Source organism: Paenibacillus sp. FSL L8-0158 (genome assembly GCF_038592965.1).
Taxonomy (GTDB): domain Bacteria; phylum Bacillota; class Bacilli; order Paenibacillales; family Paenibacillaceae; genus Paenibacillus; species Paenibacillus polymyxa_D.
Window position 1 is genome coordinate 2,190,342 of the sequence record NZ_CP151949.1, and the last position, 17,446, is coordinate 2,207,787.

The following is a 17,446-nucleotide window of genomic DNA, read 5'->3' on the forward strand; positions in this document are numbered from 1 at the left end:
ATGACGACTACAGACAACAATGTATCCACCAGTAACGTCTGGCCGAATTACAATGTGAACAATGTCAAAACAGCAAGTGCCAAGGATACTAAAACGATGGGTAAAGATCAGTTTTTGAAAATTTTGATCACCCAGCTACAAAATCAGGATCCGATGCAGCCTTTGGAGGATAAAGAATTTATCGCTCAAATGGCCCAGTTTTCCTCGGTGGAACAACTGATGAACATTTCTACGCAGCTGAATGCCTTGGGACAGTCTTTAGGTACGGCTTCCGGATTGATAGGAAAAGAAGTTAGCTGGATTGAGGCAGGTAAAAAAGATTCCATCACAGGTGAAACAGGTGCGGGTACAGTGAAAAGTGGAATCGTGGATTCCATCGTTATTCGTGACGGTGTGCAGTATGCCAAAATGGGAGCGGCTGAGGTGGCATTAAAAGATGTAACATCAGTGAGCCAGGCTAGCACAACGACTCCCGCTACGAATACATCGGATACTTCATCTTCTTCCACTACTGGAAGCGGTGAGGACTCATGAATGACAGGATAACGGTCGGACGCCTTTTTCCCGCCAACGTGCCACCGGCAGTAATCTCACAAAACCGAGTAAATTCGGTATCCAAGGATGCCAGACCGTTCGGTCAGGTGTTGCAGGATCAGGTGCTCAAGCTGAGCAACCATGCAGCCAAGCGTCTGGAGCAGCGGGGAATAGAGTTGAGAAGTGACCAAATGGCGAAAATCAACTCTGCTGTGGATAAAGCAGCTGCCAAAGGCGCCAAAGAATCATTGATTTTAATGCAGGATATGGCTTTGATTGTAAGTGTACCTAATCGAACAGTTGTTACCGCGATGGATAAGAAATCCATGGAGGATAACGTATTTACGCAGATTGATAGTGCTGTAATTATTTCATAAAAATGTATACGAAGTGGCTGGCCCGAATAGGAAAGCCATGAAAAAGCCGCGGATCGACTGATGCGGTCAACTAAGCAACCAATCAGAGGAGGATTTATACTCAATGTTGAGATCAATGTATTCAGGTGTATCGGGCATGAAGGGCTTTCAAACGAAGCTGGACGTTATCGGTAACAATATTGCAAACGTAAATACTACAGGCTTCAAATCCAGCCGAGTGATGTTCAAGGATATCTTGAGCCAAACGAGCTCGGGTGCAAGCGCGCCAGACGGAACAACAACCGCCGGGCAGAATGCCAAGCAGGTAGGTTTGGGAGTGTCTGTCAGCTCAATTGATACACTACACCTTCCAGGTAGTGCAATGACTACGAACAACCCAACAGATTTACGTATTAACGGTGACGGATTTTTCCTGGTCAAAATGAATGATGCACAGGAAGTTCCCTATCTGACTCGTGCGGGTGATTTCCACATAGATGCAAACCGGAATCTGGTTACTTCCGATGGATTTTTTGTGGGAAATTTGGATGGAGATCCAATCACACTTGAAGACAATGTTACGGCAGTCTCTATCTCACAGGATGGCACGATTGTACAGCAATTAGATGATGGTACAGTGAATAATGGCACGCAAATTGGTATAGCCAGAGTTACTAACCCGGAAGGTTTGGAGAAAATTGGAGGCAGCCTGTATCGTACAACGGTCAACTCCAACATTGATGAACTTGAGCCTGGAGTAGCCAACTCAGAGGGGCGTGGAGCTATCATCGCGGGTCAGCTGGAAATGTCCAACGTTGATCTGACAGGCGAATTTACCGAAATGATCGTAGCTCAGCGCGGATTCCAAGCGAACTCCCGTATCATTACGACCTCGGATGAAGTGCTTCAGGAAGTTGTAAACTTGAAACGATAATCTCATTTAAACGCGGAGGAGTAGAGGCTCCTCCGCACCTATCAGGAGGTTGGTATTACGATGATCCCGTTAACGCGGCTGAACGGCTCGCCTATGTGGCTTAATGCGCTGCTCATTGAGACTGTGGAGGAAACACCGGATACATACGTCACTTTGGTGACGGGGAAACGGTTGATTGTATTGGAAAAAGCGGCAGATGTCGTCTCCTTGATCAAGGGTTACAGCCGTGAAATCGGTATGCATGCCGCCACGATAAAAGTGCAACAAATGGAGGAAGACGAATGAAGAAGATGCTGCCATGGCTCATTACAATTTTACTCGCGATTACTTTGATTGCAGGCGCGGCCTTTGTACTTATACCAGCGCTTAGCGGGAAGAAGTCGGAAGTCATACCGAATGCGCAAGCTGCTCAGGCAGAACAACTTCCAAGATTGTCAGCAGATGAATTGGTGGAAGTGAGCTCTGAAATTACCGGTATCAAAACAAATTTGGCAGACGCAGATTACATTGTTCAGATGAACCTATCTTTTCAATTGAACGATGCCAAAGCAAAAGAATCTTTTGAAAAAATCAAAGACATCAGTATTAAGCCCATCGTTATTCAATTACTTGCAGACACCAAACCTGATGAGCTCAGAACGGCTAAAGGCCGGGACCAGTTCAGTGACAAGCTGACGGATCTCATCAACAAGTCGCTCCCTGAAGGTCACCTGGGGAACGCCAAAATTACAGACTTTTTGCTGGCAGCCATTTGATTCCAGGTGAACTTGTCAGGAACACGTAAGGGGGTGAATAACATTGGTGGATGTACTGTCACAAGGGGAAATTGATGCCCTTTTAGCAGCTCTTTCGTCCGGTGAAATGGATGCGGAAGAACTTAAAAAGGAAGATACCCAAAAGAAAGTTCGCGCTTATGATTTCAAAAGAGCGCTTAGGTTTTCCAAGGATCATATACGGAGTCTGACGCGGATACACGAGAACTTTGCACGGTATCTGACCACATATTTTTCAGCGCAGCTTCGTACTTTTGTCCAAATTAATGTCGTTCAGGTGGAGCAGCTTCCTTATGATGAATTCATTCGCTCCATTCCGAAAATGACTATTCTAAACATTTTTGAAGCTGAACCGCTGGAAGGCCGTATGGTGCTTGAGGTTCACCCGAACGTTGCTTATGCCATGTTGGACAGGCTTCTCGGAGGAACAGGTTCGGCACCGTCAAAGGTTACTGCGTTGACCGAAATCGAGACGACAATTATGGAGCGAATTTTCAGTCGTACCTTTGATAGCCTGCAAGAGGCTTGGAAAACGGTACTGGACATTGAACCGCGTCTAGAGGCGATGGAAACAAATCCGCAGTTCATGCAGATTGTCTCGCCGAATGAAACGATTGCTCTGATTTCGCTTAGTACCAAAATTGGTGATACCACAGGGATGATTAACCTCTGTATCCCGCATGTGGTATTGGAACCCATTATGGCTAGACTGTCCACGCACCAGTGGTTTACATCCGAAAAGAAATCAAGGGCGCCCGAAGAGATTGACGCCTTGAGATTACGGGTCACCAAAGCAGAGCTCCCTATTATTGCGGAGTTGGGTGAATCCCGGATAAATGTAGCCGAGTTTCTGGGTCTTTCGGTCGGGGATGTCATTTCATTGAACAAACCTGTCAAAGAAGGACTATCCATCCGGGTAGGCGAGAAATTGAAGTTTATGGGCAGTCCCGGCATGGTAAGAGATCGTGTTGCCGTACAAATTGATGAAATTGTCAACGAAGGAGTTGAAGAAATTGACGAGTAAAGACTATTTGTCCCAGGAGGAAATCGATGCCTTGCTGAAACAGTCTGAAGCGGGGACGGATTCTACTCCCGCAGGCAAGACCGTTGACGATTTTCTGACTCCTCTGGAGCAGGATGCTCTCGGGGAAATCGGTAATATAACGTTCGGCAGCGCAGCTACGGCTCTTTCCACACTGCTCGGTCAAAAGGTGGATATTACGACACCTAAAGTTTCAATTATTACCCGTTCTGAATTTGAAACTGCATTTCCAAAGCCACACGTAGCTGTACATGTAAATTATGTTGATGGATTCGAGGGAATTAACTCACTCGTAATCAAAAAGCGTGATGCACAAGTGATAGCGGACTTAATGCTTGGTGGTGAAGGAAACCCAGCAGATGAAGAATTGAATGAAATCCACATTAGTGCCGTGCAGGAAGCGATGAACCAGATGATGGGATCGTCGGCGACCTCAATGTCTACCATGTTTAATCGTTTTGTTAATATCTCTCCACCGGGGATTGATATTTTGGATCCTATGCACGGTGATGGAGTATCCAGTCTGCCGGATGAAGAGACGCTCATCACAGTATCCTTCCGGTTATTGATCGGGGATCTTATTGACTCTACGCTGATGCAACTGTTACCTGTTAATTTCGCCAAAAAAATGGTGAGCATCCTAATGAATGGCGGAGAGGATGAGGAACAACCGCAAGCGTCCGCACAGCAGGTAGCTGCAACAGCTGCTCCCGAAGCGCCGCAACAAGCTAGCGTTCCGCAACAACCGCTTGCACCAGCCTATCAACAGCCCCCTGCAGCCGCGCAGGCACCGCAGGACGCAGGCTATGGGCAACAACCGCCAATGTATCCTCAAGACCCGGGATATGGGCAGCAGGGCGCTCCAGGCTATGGAACACCGGGTTATGGAATGCCAGCTGGTGTACCGCCGCAAGCTCCTTACGGAACACCTCATCACTACGGCGCAGTACCGGGGCGTAATGTAAATGTACAACCTGTACAATTTTCTAACTTGCAGTCCGGTGCATTTGCGCAAGTGGATGAAAACAATTTAAATTTATTGATGGACATTCCCCTTAGAGTCACCGTAGAATTAGGAAGGACCCAAAAGCAAATTAAAGATATTCTGGAGCTCTCACAAGGTTCAATTATTGAACTAGACAAGCTTGCTGGGGAGCCGGTGGACATTTTGGTTAACAACAAACTGATTGCCAAGGGCGAGGTTGTCGTAATCGACGAGAACTTTGGTGTGCGCGTAACAGATATTGTAAGTCAATGGGACCGTATTCAAAAATTACAATAAAAGCATAATTTAGGGAGGATTTATTTCAGATGGCAAACCGTATTTTGATCGTGGACGATGCTGCATTTATGAGAATGATGATTCGGGACATCCTGTCCAAAAATGGATTTGAGGTAGTAGGAGAGGCCCAGGATGGATCACAGGCTATTGAAAAATTCAAGGAGCTTCGTCCGGACCTGATTACGATGGATATCACGATGCCTGAAATGGACGGCATTGCCGCTCTGAAGGAAATCAAACAAATTGACGCGAACGCAAAGGTTATCATGTGTTCCGCGATGGGTCAGCAAGCAATGGTTATTGATGCCATTCAAGCTGGCGCAAAAGATTTTATCGTTAAGCCTTTCCAATCGGATCGGGTTATCGAAGCCATCAACAAAACACTGGGTGTGTAAGGCGCACCCAGTATGGATACACAACAGGGTGCCTCTGACGCATTGAGTACATCCAGCAATATAGGCAACATTGCCTGGGTCCTTTTCGTGCTAATCTTTATCATCGTACTGATCGTGTACTTGATACGGTTTTTGAGTAAAAGAAATCAGAGCTGGTTCAGCAACCGCTCCGTTCGCATACTGGGAGGCGTGGGACTTGGTCCCAATAAATCCCTTCAGCTTGTTGAAGTAGGTAGCAGTGTGTACCTCATTGGTGTGGGAGAAGATATCCAGCTTGTTGACAAAGTATCCGATCCTGAAGAAGTGGAGCAAATTTTGGCCGCACTGGAGCAGGAAGCTTCTCTGCAGCGCGGCCCGATTGCCCCGCTATTCGCTAAAATTGCGGATAAGCTTCGCCGGAACAACGCGGCACAGCAGCAGCCTGAAGAGGAGACATCTTTTCACGAGATGTTTGAATCCAAGATTCGACAAATGCCGAATCGCAAGGATAAACTTGAAAAGCTGCGCAATGAGGAGAATACTACAGATCGGTCGGGAGATTCATGAGAAAAAAGATTATACTTGCATGTTTGCTGCTTGTCTTGTTCAGCTTCATTTCGGTGACGGCGGCCTCTGCGGAACCGATTCCGAACATTGATATTCAAGTCGGCAATTCGGACAAAGGACAGCCCGGTGCCACCTCGCTGTCTATTATTTTACTTATTACTGTCATTAGTGTAGCGCCCGCGTTGCTTGTACTTATGACAAGTTTTACGCGAATTGTGATTGTGCTTGGCTTTGTGCGAACTTCGCTGGGAACCCAGCAAATGCCGCCTAATCAGGTGCTTGTCGGACTGGCTTTGTTTCTCACTTTATTCATTATGGCACCGACGTTCTCAGCTATGAATGAAACTGCGCTTCAGCCTTATCTCAAAGGGGATATAACACAGTCTCAGGCGCTGGATAAGGCATCGGTACCGATCAAGACTTTTATGTTCTCTCATACACGTGAGAAGGATCTACTGCTCTTTATGAAATACACCAAGATGGAAAAACCAAAGAATTATCAGGATATTCCACTAACGGTAATGGTTCCGGCTTATGCAATCAGTGAGTTGAAAACGGCTTTTCAGATGGGCTTTATGATTTTCATACCATTTTTAGTTATAGACATTGTAGTGTCGAGTACACTCATGGCTATGGGGATGATGATGCTACCACCGGTAATGATTTCGCTTCCTTTTAAAATACTGCTCTTTGTACTTGTAGATGGTTGGTATTTGGTAGTCAAATCGTTGCTTCTGAGTTTTAACACATGAGTACTTCATGCAAGGACAGCAATCAAGGAGGACGGCAATGACTTCGGAGTTTATTATTTCCCTGGCTGGGCAAGCGGTGTACATTGTACTCAAGGTGAGCGCTCCGATGCTGATTTTGGGGCTAGTCGTGGGTTTGATTATCAGCATTTTTCAGGCGACAACCCAAATTCAGGAGCAGACACTGGCCTTTGTTCCGAAGATTGTCGCCGTATTGCTGGCATTGCTTTTGTTCGGGCCTTGGATATTGACCACATTAGTGGACTTTACGTATAACATTCTGGACAATTTGTACAAATATATAGGTTAGGCTGAATGTTATGAACATATTGTTACAAAGTTTTCCTGTTTTTTTGCTGATTTTTTGTCGGATTACCTCATTTTTTGTAGTAGCGCCTATTTTTTCGACCCGAGGTGTACCTAATATCTTTAAGGTCGGAATTTCAGGATTTCTAGCTTTGGTCGTGTATCTTACATATGGTACGCATCAACAGGTACCGACCGATGTAGCGTATGTGCTGTTAGTGGGTCGTGAAGTACTGATTGGGTTGTTATTGGGGTTTACTGCATATCTGTTCATGACCGCGATCCAAACCGCAGGTTCATTTATAGACCTACAGGTGGGCTTCGGAATGGCGAGTGTGTTTGATCCCATGACAGGGGCTTCGACGCCTTTAACGGGGAATTTTAAATTTGCCATTGCAGTATTGTTCTTTTTAAGTATAAATGGGCACCATCATCTGCTAAATGCTATCTTATACAGCTATGATTGGGTACCGTTGACAAATGATTTTTTTGTAAAGCTATATGGTGGCAGTGTAACTGAATTCTTGGTACGTTCTTTTGCGGAATCATTTATGCTGGCCTTTCAAATTGCTGCTCCCATTGTAGTAGCTACCTTTTTAACGGATGTGGGACTCGGTTTTTTAGCTAAAACAGCGCCACAATTCAATATTTTTGTCATTGGTGTGCCTCTTAAAATTATTGTGGGACTGTTCATGTTACTGCTTCTCATGCCAAGTTTTGCTTTTATATTCGAAAAATTGTTTTCTGTGATGTTCGAATCCATGCGCAACTTGTTGGATATTATGGGTAATCGTCCTTAATGTCTGGTCTGGAGGAACGTAGTTTGTCATTTAAATATGCTATGAACCTGCAGTTGTTCTCAGGGGAAAAAACGGAAAAAGCTACACCCAAAAAGAAACAGGATGCAAGACAAAAAGGGCAGGTTGCCAAAAGCATGGAGTTGCCCGCCGCTGGTGTCCTGCTGGTTACGTTTTTTTGCCTCATGATTTTCGGCGGGTATTTTAAGGACCATGCGGTTCGACTATTTCGAGATATTTTTGTGAATCGGCTCACTATGGAGGTAACGCCGAACACAACGATGCTGATGATGGGCGAGTATGGCGTGCAGATCTTGATTATGCTGGCACCTATTTTTATTGGGGCCATTGTCATCGGAATAGTAGCGAACTACATGCAGATCGGTTTTTTATTAACCGGAGAGGGTATTATGCCCAAGTTTAGCAAGATCGATCCGATTAAAGGGTTCAAAAATATTTTTTCCATGAGGTCATTGGTTGAATTCCTGAAATCTGTTTTAAAAATGACCGTAATTGGTTATCTGGTGTACAGCGTACTCTGGAAAACAAAGGCTGACCTACCCAAACTGGCTGAAATGTCCGGCGATCAGATGTTGAGCTTTACAGCTTCATTAACGATGGAACTGGGGCTCAAAATTGGTGTGGTGCTGTTCGTTTTAGCGGTATTGGATTATATGTATCAACGTTATGAGCATGAGAAAAACCTGAAAATGTCCAAACAGGACATCAAGGATGAATACAAGAAAATGGAGGGTGATCCGCTGATCAAAGGGAAAATTCGCGAGCGTCAGCGCCGTATGGCTATGCAGCGTATGATGCAGGAGGTTCCTAATGCAGATGTCATCATCACCAACCCTACGCACTTTGCTGTGGCTTTGAAATATGACGGTTCGGAGATGGAAGCGCCGCAGATTATTGCGAAAGGGCAAGATTACGTTGCACTCCGAATTAAAGAAATTGCCAAGCAAAACGGCGTTATAACGATGGAAAACAAGCCGTTGGCGCGGGCGCTGTTTCAAAGAGCCGAAATCGGGGATGCGATACCTGCTGATCTGTTCCAGGCCGTTGCCGAAGTGCTGGCGTATGTATATAAATTAAAAGGTAAAGTGAAATAAAGGGATCGGAGGGCTAGAGACCCGTGAAAATAAAAGAAATAACTGTCCTTGCAGGCGTCATCGGTATCGTTCTTATGATGATTCTCCCGATCCCATCATGGCTGCTGGATATCCTACTCGTCATTAATATTTCTATTGCTTTAATGATTCTACTCGTTTCTATGAATACGAAGGAAGCTTTACAGTTTTCTATTTTCCCTTCATTGCTGCTCATTACAACGTTGTTTCGTTTGGCACTTAATATCTCTACAACCAAACTTATTTTAGGTGAGGGCCATGCAGGGGAAGTAGTTGCTACGTTTGGTAGTTGGATTGCAGGAGGGCAAATTGCCGTCGGTTTTGTTGTGTTTCTCATTCTCGTGGTCGTACAGTTCATTGTTATCACCAAGGGATCTGAGCGGGTTGCTGAGGTAGGCGCACGGTTTACATTGGATGCAATGCCGGGTAAACAAATGAGTATTGATGCTGATCTGAATGCAGGTTTGATCAATGAGCAGCAGGCCCGTGAACGACGCAGTAAAATCGAACGGGAAGCAGATTTTTACGGAGCGATGGATGGTGCGAGTAAATTCGTTAAAGGTGATGCCATTGCTAGTATTATCATTTTGATCATTAACTTGGTCGGTGGCTTTATTATCGGTATGGCCGTTCAGGGAAAAGGATTTCAAGAGGCGCTGTCGACTTATTCTGTCCTCACCATCGGTGACGGACTGGTCAGCCAGATTCCCGCACTGCTCATATCCACGGCGTCAGGCTTGATTGTTACGCGGGCTACGTCGGATGGCAACTTGGCAGAGGATTTAACTGGACAACTCTTTTCTTATCCAAAACTGATCTACATTGTGGCTGCCACAATTGCATTATTAGGGCTTTTCACACCTATTCATATCATTACAACTCTTCCACTGGCGATTCTGCTGTTTTTTGCGGCTCGAAGAATGCAGGGTAATATGGAGCGCAAGCAGATAGCCGATGAACAGCTGGAAGAGGAGCAACAAATTGAAGAAGTCCGTAGTCCGGAAAGTGTCATTAATTTGCTTCAGGTAGATCCAATTGAATTTGAATTTGGATACGGGTTAATTCCGCTGGCGGATACACAGCAGGGCGGGGATTTATTAGATCGGATTATTATGATCCGTCGTCAATGTGCTTTGGAGCTAGGTCTGGTTGTGCCGGTCATTCGTATTCGGGACAACATTCAGCTCAAACCTAACGAGTATGTAATTAAAATTAAAGGTAATACCGTGGGCGGCGGAGAGCTTCTGTTAAATCATTACCTGGCTATGAGTCCAGGATACGACGATGATTCTATTACAGGAATCGAAACGACGGAACCAGCCTTCGGATTGCCTGCGCTCTGGATTGATGAGAACACCAAGGATGTTGCGGAATTATCTGGTTATACCGTAGTTGATCCACCTTCAGTTGTAGCTACTCATCTTACGGAGACGATCAAGAAACATGCTCATGAGTTGCTTGGCAGACAGGAGACACGTTCGCTGGTCGACAATCTCAAAGAGAATTATCCAGTGCTGGTGGACGACCTTATTCCTTCTGTGCTTGCAATTGGGGATGTACAAAAAGTGCTGGCCAAGCTGTTGAAAGAAAAAATCTCCATTCGCGATATGGTGACTATTTTCGAAACACTAGCTGACTACGGTACTTATACAAAAGATCCCGACGTGCTGACTGAATATGTCCGTCAGGCGTTGTCCCGCCAGATTACGCAGCAATTTGCTCAACAAGGGGAGACGTTACGCGTTATTACAGTGGGACCAGGATTGGAAAAGAAAATTGCTGAAAGCGTGCAACAGTCGGAGCAAGGTAGCTATTTGGCTCTTGACCCGGTGTCTACGCAAACGGTGTATCAAAGGATGATGGAGCAAATCAACCGCCTTATTCAATCTGGACAGCAGCCTATTGTATTAACGTCACCGACAATTCGTATGTATTTGCGGCAAGTGATGGAGCGGACGATGCAGGATGTCCCGGTACTGTCGTACAGTGAGCTGGAGCCGAACGTTGAAATTCAAAGTGTCGGGGTGGTGAACTTATGAGAGTAAAACGATATGTAGTGGATACCATGCCAGAAGCCATGCTGCAAATCAGGGGTGACTTAGGAACAGACGCCGTCATTTTAAGTACAAAGGAAATGAAGGTCGGCGGTTTTATGGGAATGTTCAGTAAAAAGAAAATCGAAGTGGTTGCAGCGGTAGAGGAGAAGCAACCTCAAAAGCCACGACGGTTTGGACCATCTTCACAAGAGCTTGCCCGGGCGGCTTCACCTCAAATGAACGCTCCTGAACAGCCAGAAAAATCATTTATGCCTGTAGTTCCCAGACAAGCTGCTCCAGAAGCTTACCGGCGGGTAACGCAGATGACGGGTGGTTCCAAAGAAGAACAAGCTGAATTAACGATCGATGCAGAACAAGCAGCTTCAGCAACTGAGCATTTGTCATCTAGGTCTGCTAATAACCTGGAGACTATGTCTCAAGCACTTGATCATGAAGCATTACTTTCGAACATGAAATCATCCAGTGAACTGTTTAAACAGCCCATTGAGGCAAGTGTTCCAGACAAGAGCGGAGCAGAGGAAAATCAGGCTCTGCTTAATGAATTGCGGGAAATGAAAGCTATGATGACTCGGTTTTCCCGAAACTCTTCAATGGAAAGTACTTGGCCGGAGCCGCTGCAAGAGATTTGTGAGCGTGTGCTGGAACAGGAAGTGGAACGTGATTTACTGGAGTATTGGCTCGAACAGGTATATGTGCGTCGGAGTGAGCACACTTTTGCGCCTGAAACTTTTGATTGGGAACAAGCCTTTCGTGGGGAAGTGGCCAGTTTTATTCAGACAAGACTGGACAAAGGGATCTCCAAAGATACCAAAATTGTGTATGTGGCAGGTCCTACCGGAGTAGGGAAAACAACAACCATTGCCAAGTTAGCAGCAGAACAGTTGTTTAAGCATCATCGCAAAGTTGGATTTATTACTTCTGACACGTACCGGATTTCTGCCGTCGAGCAACTGCGTACATATGCTACGATTTTGAATGTACCGCTTGAAGTTGTGCAATCTCCCGGTGACGTTCACAGAGCCATTCAACGTCTGGAACATTGTGACCTGATCCTCATGGATACCGCAGGACGAAATTATCGTAATGAATTACTTGTTTCGGAACTGCAAAGTCTGCTTTCGCCTATTAATGAAAGTGAGACGTATCTGGTACTCAGCCTGACATCCAAAAGTAAAGATATGCTCAATATAACTGGACATTTCAATAAGTTTGGTCTCGGTAAGGTTGTGTTTACTAAGATGGACGAGACAGGTAGCTGCGGTGGAATGTTTAATCTTTTGCATCAATTTCCGATGCAGCTGGCCTATATTACCAATGGACAAAATGTTCCTGATGACCTGCTTCATCCCGATACAGAAATGGTGACAAGCATGCTGCTTGGACCCAAAGCATCAACAGGAGTTAACGGAGATTCCATATGAGTGACCAAGCCCAATCACTTAGACAAATGGCTTCTTCCTTGGATAAATATCGATTGCCCCCACGTAATCGTCAAGCAAAAATTATAACGATCACCAGTGGTAAAGGCGGGGTGGGCAAATCCAATTTCACGCTGAACTTTGCTCTTGCTCTGCAATCCCTTGGTCGAAGGGTACTTGTGTTTGATGCTGATATAGGTATGGCCAATATTGATGTATTAATGGGGGCCAATTCACAATACAATCTTCTTCACCTGTTAAAACGTGAGAAATCAATTGATGAAATTATTCAAACGGGTGTAGGTGGTTTGCCTTATATTGCTGGAGGATCGGGTTTGAGCGAATTGTTTGCGTTATCGGAAGACGATCTGAATTATTTTGCCGAAGAAGTAGAGAAAATGGCGGCAGATATGGATTATATTCTATTTGATACAGGTGCAGGTTTATCCAAAGAAAACCTTAAATTCATCACTTCAGCTGACGAATGCCTGGTCGTAACCACACCGGAACCGACGTCCTTAACAGATGCGTATGCGCTAATTAAAGTCGTCAGCGGGTTGCAAAAGGATACGGTATTCAAAATTATAGTCAATCGTGCCGATAACGATAATGAGGCCCGTCAAGTTGCCGATAAGATCGCACTGGTTGCGAAACGCTTTTTGGAGATCGATATCCCGTTGCTTGGACATATCAGTGATGATACTCATGTCATACAAGCAGTTAAAAGGCAAGTACCTTTTATGGTTGCTTTTCCGGGATGTGCGGCTTCAAGAGATGTATTGAATTTGGCACACCGTTTTGCAGCAATGCCACAGCTTCCGCAATCAGGTGCATTGAGTGGAATTAAAGGGTTTATGCAAAAATGGTTGCGGCGTTCTGTACATTGATTTTGATGAGAGGAAACAGAGGTGTTTAACATGTGTGCTTACCGGGTGCTGGTTGTAGATGATTCGGCCTTTATGCGCAAAATTATTACAGATTTAATTGTAAGGGATGAGTCGTTCAACATCGTAGGTACAGCCGCCAATGGCAAAGAGGCTGTAGAGAAAGTGAAGGAATTGCAGCCCGATTTGGTCACCATGGATGTCGAGATGCCTGAAATGAATGGTCTTGAAGCATTGCCATTGATTATGGCAGCCCATCCGCTACCTGTTATTATGCTGTCAGGCATTAATGAACAAGGCATGAAGGAGACCATCATGGCTTTGGAGGCAGGAGCTTTCGATTTTATAAGAAAGCCTTCCATTGCTCATGCGCAAGATATTCAGCAAGTGAGCAAGGCGCTGCTGGAACAGATGCACACTGCTATGCAAGCAGTACGGAGCCGTCTGGAGCGCAAGGAAGCTAATGAGCGCAAAGCTGCAATGGAACAAGCGAAAAAAACGCCACAGGAAAAGCCTCCAGGACAGGCTGTGACTGAGAAACGTTCAGGCAGTCAAGCTTCGACAGACAAGCCTTCTGTTGTTCCGCTTGCTCCTTCACCTGCTGTATCAGCTCAGCCGAAGCGTGATGCTGGCAAGTCCGCCCCGGCAGCAGCCAAGCAGGAAACTAAACGACAACAGTCTGGAACCTCTGTTACAGCAGGGCGCATAGAACAGCAGCCAGCTGCTCAGCCAAGCAATAAGTCAGTCCAAGCACCTACTGTTCAGAAGAAGGAAGATTTGTCCAAGGGGATAGGGCGAACACCAGGGCAACTAAACAGTACTACTACGGCCGCTGGCAAATCGCTGCATGGTAAGGATAAAGCAGGCTTGGTTAAGCCGGAGCCCCATAAGACGGTGATTTCATCAGCTACTCGTACTCCTGCGGCTGCTACGCCTCCAGTAGCGGCACCTACAGTTCCTGCCGCACCTAAGGGATTGTCACTTAAAAAAGGTGTGTACACGTCCAACTTTCGCAAACTAGTGGCGGTGGGATGTTCTACGGGCGGTCCGCGGGCGCTTAAGACGCTGTTGGAACGCATTCCTGGTGATTTTCCTGCTCCAATCGTTATCGTTCAGCATATGCCGCCAAACTTCACTCGTTCGCTGGCACAACGCTTAAACACGTTAAGTCCACTCCGAGTTGTGGAGGCTGAGCAGGGAATGACGCTGGAGACTGGAACGGCCTACATTGCCCCAGGGGGATATCAACTAAGAATTGTGCCAGGAGCCGGTGGTAAATACACTGTGTCACTGAAGACGGAGGAAGCTCGCAATGGTCACCGTCCTTCCGTAGATACGATGTTTGAATCGTTGCTCTCGTTAACCTCGTTGGAGCGGCATCTAGTATTGCTCACTGGAATGGGGAGCGACGGGGCCAAAATGATGAAGAAGCTTTATGATGCTGGGGTACAATCCACATTTGCGGAAAATGAGGAAACTTGTGTAGTGTACGGAATGCCCCGCTCAGCAGTAGAGTTAAAATGTGTGCGTCACCTTCTGCCAATGCAGGAGATCGCCCCCAAGCTTGTACAAGTTGTGAAATAATCGGAGTGTAACTCATGGAGGAGGTGTCTCACAATGGACATGAACCAATATTTAAACATGTTTATTGATGAGTCGAATGATCATCTGCAATCTCTTAACGAAAAAATGCTTCAACTGGAAAGCAATCCAACTGATCTAGGCATCGTTCAGGTGATTTTCCGTTCTGCCCATACCCTCAAGGGAATGGCTGCTACGATGGGGTTTGAAGACCTAGCATCGCTTACTCACCAAATGGAAAACGTTCTTGATCTGGTACGTAACAACAAGCTGGCGATGCATGAATTTATATTCGATACCTTATTTAAGGGATTGGATGCTCTGGAGTCCATGGTGCAGCACATTACAGAGGGAGGCGACGGAAAAGCGGATGTCTCCTCTATTGTATCTTCACTACAATCCATCGTGAGCGGGGATTTCCAAAAGTCCGGCGCAAATGCTGCGACTGAGGAGTCTCCATCTAAAAAAGTGGGCAAAAACGATAGTGCTGGGCTTGTTTTGGATCAGTTCCAGTATTCTGTACTGGAGCAATCTATTTCTGAAGGACATCGTGTTCACTATATACAGGTAACAATCAGCTCAGAGAGCCAGTTAAAGGCAGCGCGTGCTTTTATGGTGTTTAATACGCTGGAAAACTCTGGTGAAATCGTCAAGGCCTATCCGTCGGTACAGGATATTGAGCAGGAGAAATTCGAGCAAAGCTTCTCGTTATATTACATAACGCAGAAAGAAGTTGGGGAGCTGGAAAAGGAAATCGCGGGCATCTCTGAAATTGATACTGTCTCAGTGGTACAACTAGATCAGGAATCGCTTAAACAAATGAGCGAAGTTACTGCTGGACTGGCTGAGACTGCTGCGGTACAGGAAGCTCCTGTTGCCGTGCAATCACCTGCTCCATCCCAGCCGCAGTCTTCAGCTGCGGCCTCTGTGGCTAAGCCAGCAGCAGGTAAGGCGCCAGCAGCTAAGGCAGCTGCTCCTACGCATAACCGCACGATTCGTGTAGATATCGAACGTCTGGATGTACTTATGAACTTATTTAGCGAGTTGCTCATTGACCGTGTGCGGTTAGAGCAGTTGGCAAGTGAAGCTTCCAATCCAGCACTGACAGAAACGGTAGAGCACATGAGTCGTGTGAGCAGCGATTTACAAAACGTCGTTCTTAAATTGCGGATGGTACCAGTAGACACTGTTTTCAATCGTTTCCCGCGTATGGTGCGCGATCTGGCCAAATCACTGGATAAAAAACTTGATTTGGTTATTACTGGAGCAGAGACTGAAATGGACCGCACTGTTATCGACGAAATTGGCGATCCTCTGGTGCATTTGCTTCGTAACTCCGTGGATCATGGCATTGAGTCGGTAGCCGATCGGATTGCAGCTGGTAAACCTGAGACAGGAACGGTTAACTTGCGTGCTTTCCATAGCGGAAATAACGTATTCATCGAGATTGAAGATGACGGAAATGGTATTAATCGCGATAAGGTACTAAACAGTGCTATTTCTAAAGGGATTTTGACAGCAGAGCAAGCTGCGGTCATGACCGACGAGGAAGCTTACCAGGTATTGTTTGCTCCTGGCTTTAGCACAGCTGCAGTCATTTCAGACGTATCAGGACGCGGTGTCGGTTTGGACGTTGTTAAATCCAAAATCACTGCTTTGGGTGGCAATGTTACGGTTCACTCTACTCTGGGTCAAGGCACTAATTTCTCTGTGCAATTGCCGCTGACCTTATCTATTATTGCAGCCATGATGATACAGATCGGTTCTGAAAAATATGCGATCCCATTGTCCTCCATTGTGGAGACTGCGATCGTCAAACGGACACAAATTCGTTCTGTACATGGTAATAAAATGATTGCTTTCCGCGATTCTCATATCCCGCTCATCTCCTTGAGTCAGCTGTTTGAGGTACCGGACTTCAATGAAGATGAAGAAGAAGAGACAGAGGTCGTGGTCATCCGCAAAGGAGACCGTTTGGCAGCTCTTTCTGTACAGGACTTTTTGGGACAAAGTGAAATTGTCCTTAAAAATCTGGGCAAATACCTTCCAAACATCCAAGGAATTTCAGGCGCCACGATTCTGGGTGACGGTCAGGTTGCTTTGATCATTGACCCGAATGTTTTCATTAAATAATGTCTTCATCAGAAATGAAAGAAATGTGAAGTTGCTGACATCAATAAGGAGGTTTTTTAGACATGGGAGAAGAAATTAAAGTTATCGTATTTAAGCTTGGTGAAGAGGAATACGGTGTTGAAGTAGAAAAAGTCCAATCTATTGAACGCATGGTGCCGATTACACGGGTTCCAAGAACTTACGATTTTGTAAAAGGCGTATTCAACATGAGAGGCGTAGTCATTCCGGTTATTGATCTTCGTGGCCGATTTGGATTGCCTGAAGCTGAATATACCGATCAAACCCGCATCATTATCGTTGCAGTGGGCGAAATGCAAGTCGGCTTTATCGTTGATTCAGCGAATGACGTTATTGACCTGAATACTGACAATATCGAGACACCACCGGAAGTGATTGGCGGAGTTAAGGCTAAATATCTTCGCGGAGTTGCTAAAATTGGTGAAGAGCGCTTGTTGATTATGCTGAACTTGTCCGAAGTCCTGAATCGTAGCGAAATGAACCAACTGGAAGGCTTAGAGGATTAATA

19 protein-coding genes are annotated in these 17,446 nt (G+C 45.8%); all 19 read left to right on the forward strand.

Annotated elements, in window-relative coordinates:
* Entirely contained in the window at nt 1–534 is a 534-nt protein-coding gene (locus NSQ68_RS10105) for a flagellar hook capping FlgD N-terminal domain-containing protein (protein WP_307349825.1), read from the forward strand.
* Nucleotides 531–911 carry a TIGR02530 family flagellar biosynthesis protein gene (locus NSQ68_RS10110; protein ID WP_342428752.1) on the forward strand — a complete coding sequence of 127 codons (381 nt, stop codon included), beginning with the start codon at nt 531–533 and terminating at the stop codon, nt 909–911. Before NSQ68_RS10105 ends, NSQ68_RS10110 begins: the two co-directional genes overlap by 4 nt.
* Before the next feature lie 103 nt (nt 912–1,014).
* On the forward strand, nt 1,015–1,824 hold the full coding sequence (flgF, locus tag NSQ68_RS10115) for a flagellar basal-body rod protein FlgF (RefSeq protein WP_342428753.1): 810 nt from the start codon (nt 1,015–1,017) through the stop codon (nt 1,822–1,824).
* Between the two features lie 60 nt (nt 1,825–1,884).
* Nucleotides 1,885–2,109, forward strand: a complete 225-nt coding sequence (locus NSQ68_RS10120; protein ID WP_013309896.1) for a flagellar FlbD family protein — start codon at nt 1,885–1,887, stop codon at nt 2,107–2,109.
* Complete coding sequence (locus NSQ68_RS10125; protein ID WP_023988194.1) at nt 2,106–2,579, forward strand: flagellar basal body-associated FliL family protein; 474 nt, start codon at nt 2,106–2,108, stop codon at nt 2,577–2,579. The genes NSQ68_RS10120 and NSQ68_RS10125 overlap by 4 nt, the downstream gene beginning before the upstream one ends.
* A gap of 43 nt (nt 2,580–2,622) precedes the next feature.
* Nucleotides 2,623–3,621, forward strand: coding sequence for a flagellar motor switch protein FliM (fliM, locus tag NSQ68_RS10130; protein ID WP_029516998.1), 999 nt, complete (start codon nt 2,623–2,625; stop codon nt 3,619–3,621).
* Nucleotides 3,611–4,921, forward strand: coding sequence for a flagellar motor switch phosphatase FliY (fliY, locus tag NSQ68_RS10135; protein WP_342428754.1), 1,311 nt, complete (start codon nt 3,611–3,613; stop codon nt 4,919–4,921). The genes fliM and fliY overlap by 11 nt, the downstream gene beginning before the upstream one ends.
* A gap of 29 nt (nt 4,922–4,950) precedes the next feature.
* On the forward strand, nt 4,951–5,316 hold the full coding sequence (locus NSQ68_RS10140; RefSeq protein WP_010346372.1) for a response regulator: 366 nt from the start codon (nt 4,951–4,953) through the stop codon (nt 5,314–5,316).
* Nucleotides 5,317–5,328: 12 nt separating this feature from the next.
* Entirely contained in the window at nt 5,329–5,862 is a 534-nt protein-coding gene (locus NSQ68_RS10145; protein ID WP_307349835.1) for a flagellar biosynthetic protein FliO, read from the forward strand.
* The gene (gene fliP, locus NSQ68_RS10150) at nt 5,859–6,614 is read left to right on the forward strand and encodes a flagellar type III secretion system pore protein FliP (RefSeq protein WP_013309901.1); all 756 of its coding nucleotides are present in this window, start codon (nt 5,859–5,861) and stop codon (nt 6,612–6,614) included. The genes NSQ68_RS10145 and fliP overlap by 4 nt, the downstream gene beginning before the upstream one ends.
* A 37-nt stretch (nt 6,615–6,651) precedes the next feature.
* Nucleotides 6,652–6,921, forward strand: coding sequence for a flagellar biosynthesis protein FliQ (gene fliQ / locus NSQ68_RS10155; RefSeq protein ID WP_007430038.1), 270 nt, complete (start codon nt 6,652–6,654; stop codon nt 6,919–6,921).
* Nucleotides 6,922–6,931: 10 nt separating this feature from the next.
* Nucleotides 6,932–7,717: a flagellar biosynthetic protein FliR gene (gene fliR / locus NSQ68_RS10160; RefSeq protein ID WP_342428755.1), complete on the forward strand. Its 786-nt coding sequence runs from the start codon at nt 6,932–6,934 to the stop codon at nt 7,715–7,717.
* Nucleotides 7,717–8,829, forward strand: a complete 1,113-nt coding sequence (gene flhB / locus NSQ68_RS10165; protein ID WP_342428756.1) for a flagellar biosynthesis protein FlhB — start codon at nt 7,717–7,719, stop codon at nt 8,827–8,829. The genes fliR and flhB overlap by 1 nt, the downstream gene beginning before the upstream one ends.
* Nucleotides 8,830–8,852: 23 nt before the next feature.
* Nucleotides 8,853–10,886 (forward strand): flagellar biosynthesis protein FlhA, encoded by a 2,034-nt coding sequence (flhA, locus tag NSQ68_RS10170; protein ID WP_016820963.1) that lies wholly within the window; start codon nt 8,853–8,855, stop codon nt 10,884–10,886.
* On the forward strand, nt 10,883–12,325 hold the full coding sequence (flhF, locus tag NSQ68_RS10175; protein WP_342428757.1) for a flagellar biosynthesis protein FlhF: 1,443 nt from the start codon (nt 10,883–10,885) through the stop codon (nt 12,323–12,325). The genes flhA and flhF overlap by 4 nt, the downstream gene beginning before the upstream one ends.
* The gene (locus tag NSQ68_RS10180) at nt 12,322–13,209 is read left to right on the forward strand and encodes a MinD/ParA family protein (protein WP_342428758.1); all 888 of its coding nucleotides are present in this window, start codon (nt 12,322–12,324) and stop codon (nt 13,207–13,209) included. The genes flhF and NSQ68_RS10180 overlap by 4 nt, the downstream gene beginning before the upstream one ends.
* A 30-nt stretch (nt 13,210–13,239) precedes the next feature.
* Nucleotides 13,240–14,790 carry a chemotaxis protein CheB gene (locus NSQ68_RS10185; RefSeq protein WP_342429101.1) on the forward strand — a complete coding sequence of 517 codons (1,551 nt, stop codon included), beginning with the start codon at nt 13,240–13,242 and terminating at the stop codon, nt 14,788–14,790.
* Nucleotides 14,791–14,823: 33 nt separating this feature from the next.
* Nucleotides 14,824–16,920, forward strand: a complete 2,097-nt coding sequence (locus tag NSQ68_RS10190) for a chemotaxis protein CheA (protein WP_307349846.1) — start codon at nt 14,824–14,826, stop codon at nt 16,918–16,920.
* Between the two features lie 62 nt (nt 16,921–16,982).
* Nucleotides 16,983–17,444, forward strand: coding sequence for a chemotaxis protein CheW (locus NSQ68_RS10195; protein WP_007430046.1), 462 nt, complete (start codon nt 16,983–16,985; stop codon nt 17,442–17,444).
* Nucleotides 17,445–17,446 lie beyond the last annotated feature (2 nt).

Excerpts from the sequence above, each read along its gene's own strand:
- NSQ68_RS10105 (WP_307349825.1), top strand. The coding sequence starts at position 1 with ATGACGACTACAGACAACAATGTATCCACCAGTAACGTCTGGCCGAAT.
- NSQ68_RS10110 (WP_342428752.1), top strand. The coding sequence starts at position 531 with ATGAATGACAGGATAACGGTCGGACGCCTTTTTCCCGCCAACGTGCCA.
- flgF (WP_342428753.1), top strand. The coding sequence starts at position 1,015 with ATGTTGAGATCAATGTATTCAGGTGTATCGGGCATGAAGGGCTTTCAA.
- NSQ68_RS10120 (WP_013309896.1), top strand. The coding sequence starts at position 1,885 with ATGATCCCGTTAACGCGGCTGAACGGCTCGCCTATGTGGCTTAATGCG.
- NSQ68_RS10125 (WP_023988194.1), top strand. The coding sequence starts at position 2,106 with ATGAAGAAGATGCTGCCATGGCTCATTACAATTTTACTCGCGATTACT.
- NSQ68_RS10140 (WP_010346372.1), top strand. The coding sequence starts at position 4,951 with ATGGCAAACCGTATTTTGATCGTGGACGATGCTGCATTTATGAGAATG.
- NSQ68_RS10145 (WP_307349835.1), top strand. The coding sequence starts at position 5,329 with ATGGATACACAACAGGGTGCCTCTGACGCATTGAGTACATCCAGCAAT.
- fliP (WP_013309901.1), top strand. The coding sequence starts at position 5,859 with ATGAGAAAAAAGATTATACTTGCATGTTTGCTGCTTGTCTTGTTCAGC.
- fliQ (WP_007430038.1), top strand. The coding sequence starts at position 6,652 with ATGACTTCGGAGTTTATTATTTCCCTGGCTGGGCAAGCGGTGTACATT.
- fliR (WP_342428755.1), top strand. The coding sequence starts at position 6,932 with ATGAACATATTGTTACAAAGTTTTCCTGTTTTTTTGCTGATTTTTTGT.
- flhB (WP_342428756.1), top strand. The coding sequence starts at position 7,717 with ATGTCTGGTCTGGAGGAACGTAGTTTGTCATTTAAATATGCTATGAAC.
- flhF (WP_342428757.1), top strand. The coding sequence starts at position 10,883 with ATGAGAGTAAAACGATATGTAGTGGATACCATGCCAGAAGCCATGCTG.
- NSQ68_RS10180 (WP_342428758.1), top strand. The coding sequence starts at position 12,322 with ATGAGTGACCAAGCCCAATCACTTAGACAAATGGCTTCTTCCTTGGAT.
- NSQ68_RS10185 (WP_342429101.1), top strand. The coding sequence starts at position 13,240 with ATGTGTGCTTACCGGGTGCTGGTTGTAGATGATTCGGCCTTTATGCGC.
- NSQ68_RS10190 (WP_307349846.1), top strand. The coding sequence starts at position 14,824 with ATGGACATGAACCAATATTTAAACATGTTTATTGATGAGTCGAATGAT.
- NSQ68_RS10195 (WP_007430046.1), top strand. The coding sequence starts at position 16,983 with ATGGGAGAAGAAATTAAAGTTATCGTATTTAAGCTTGGTGAAGAGGAA.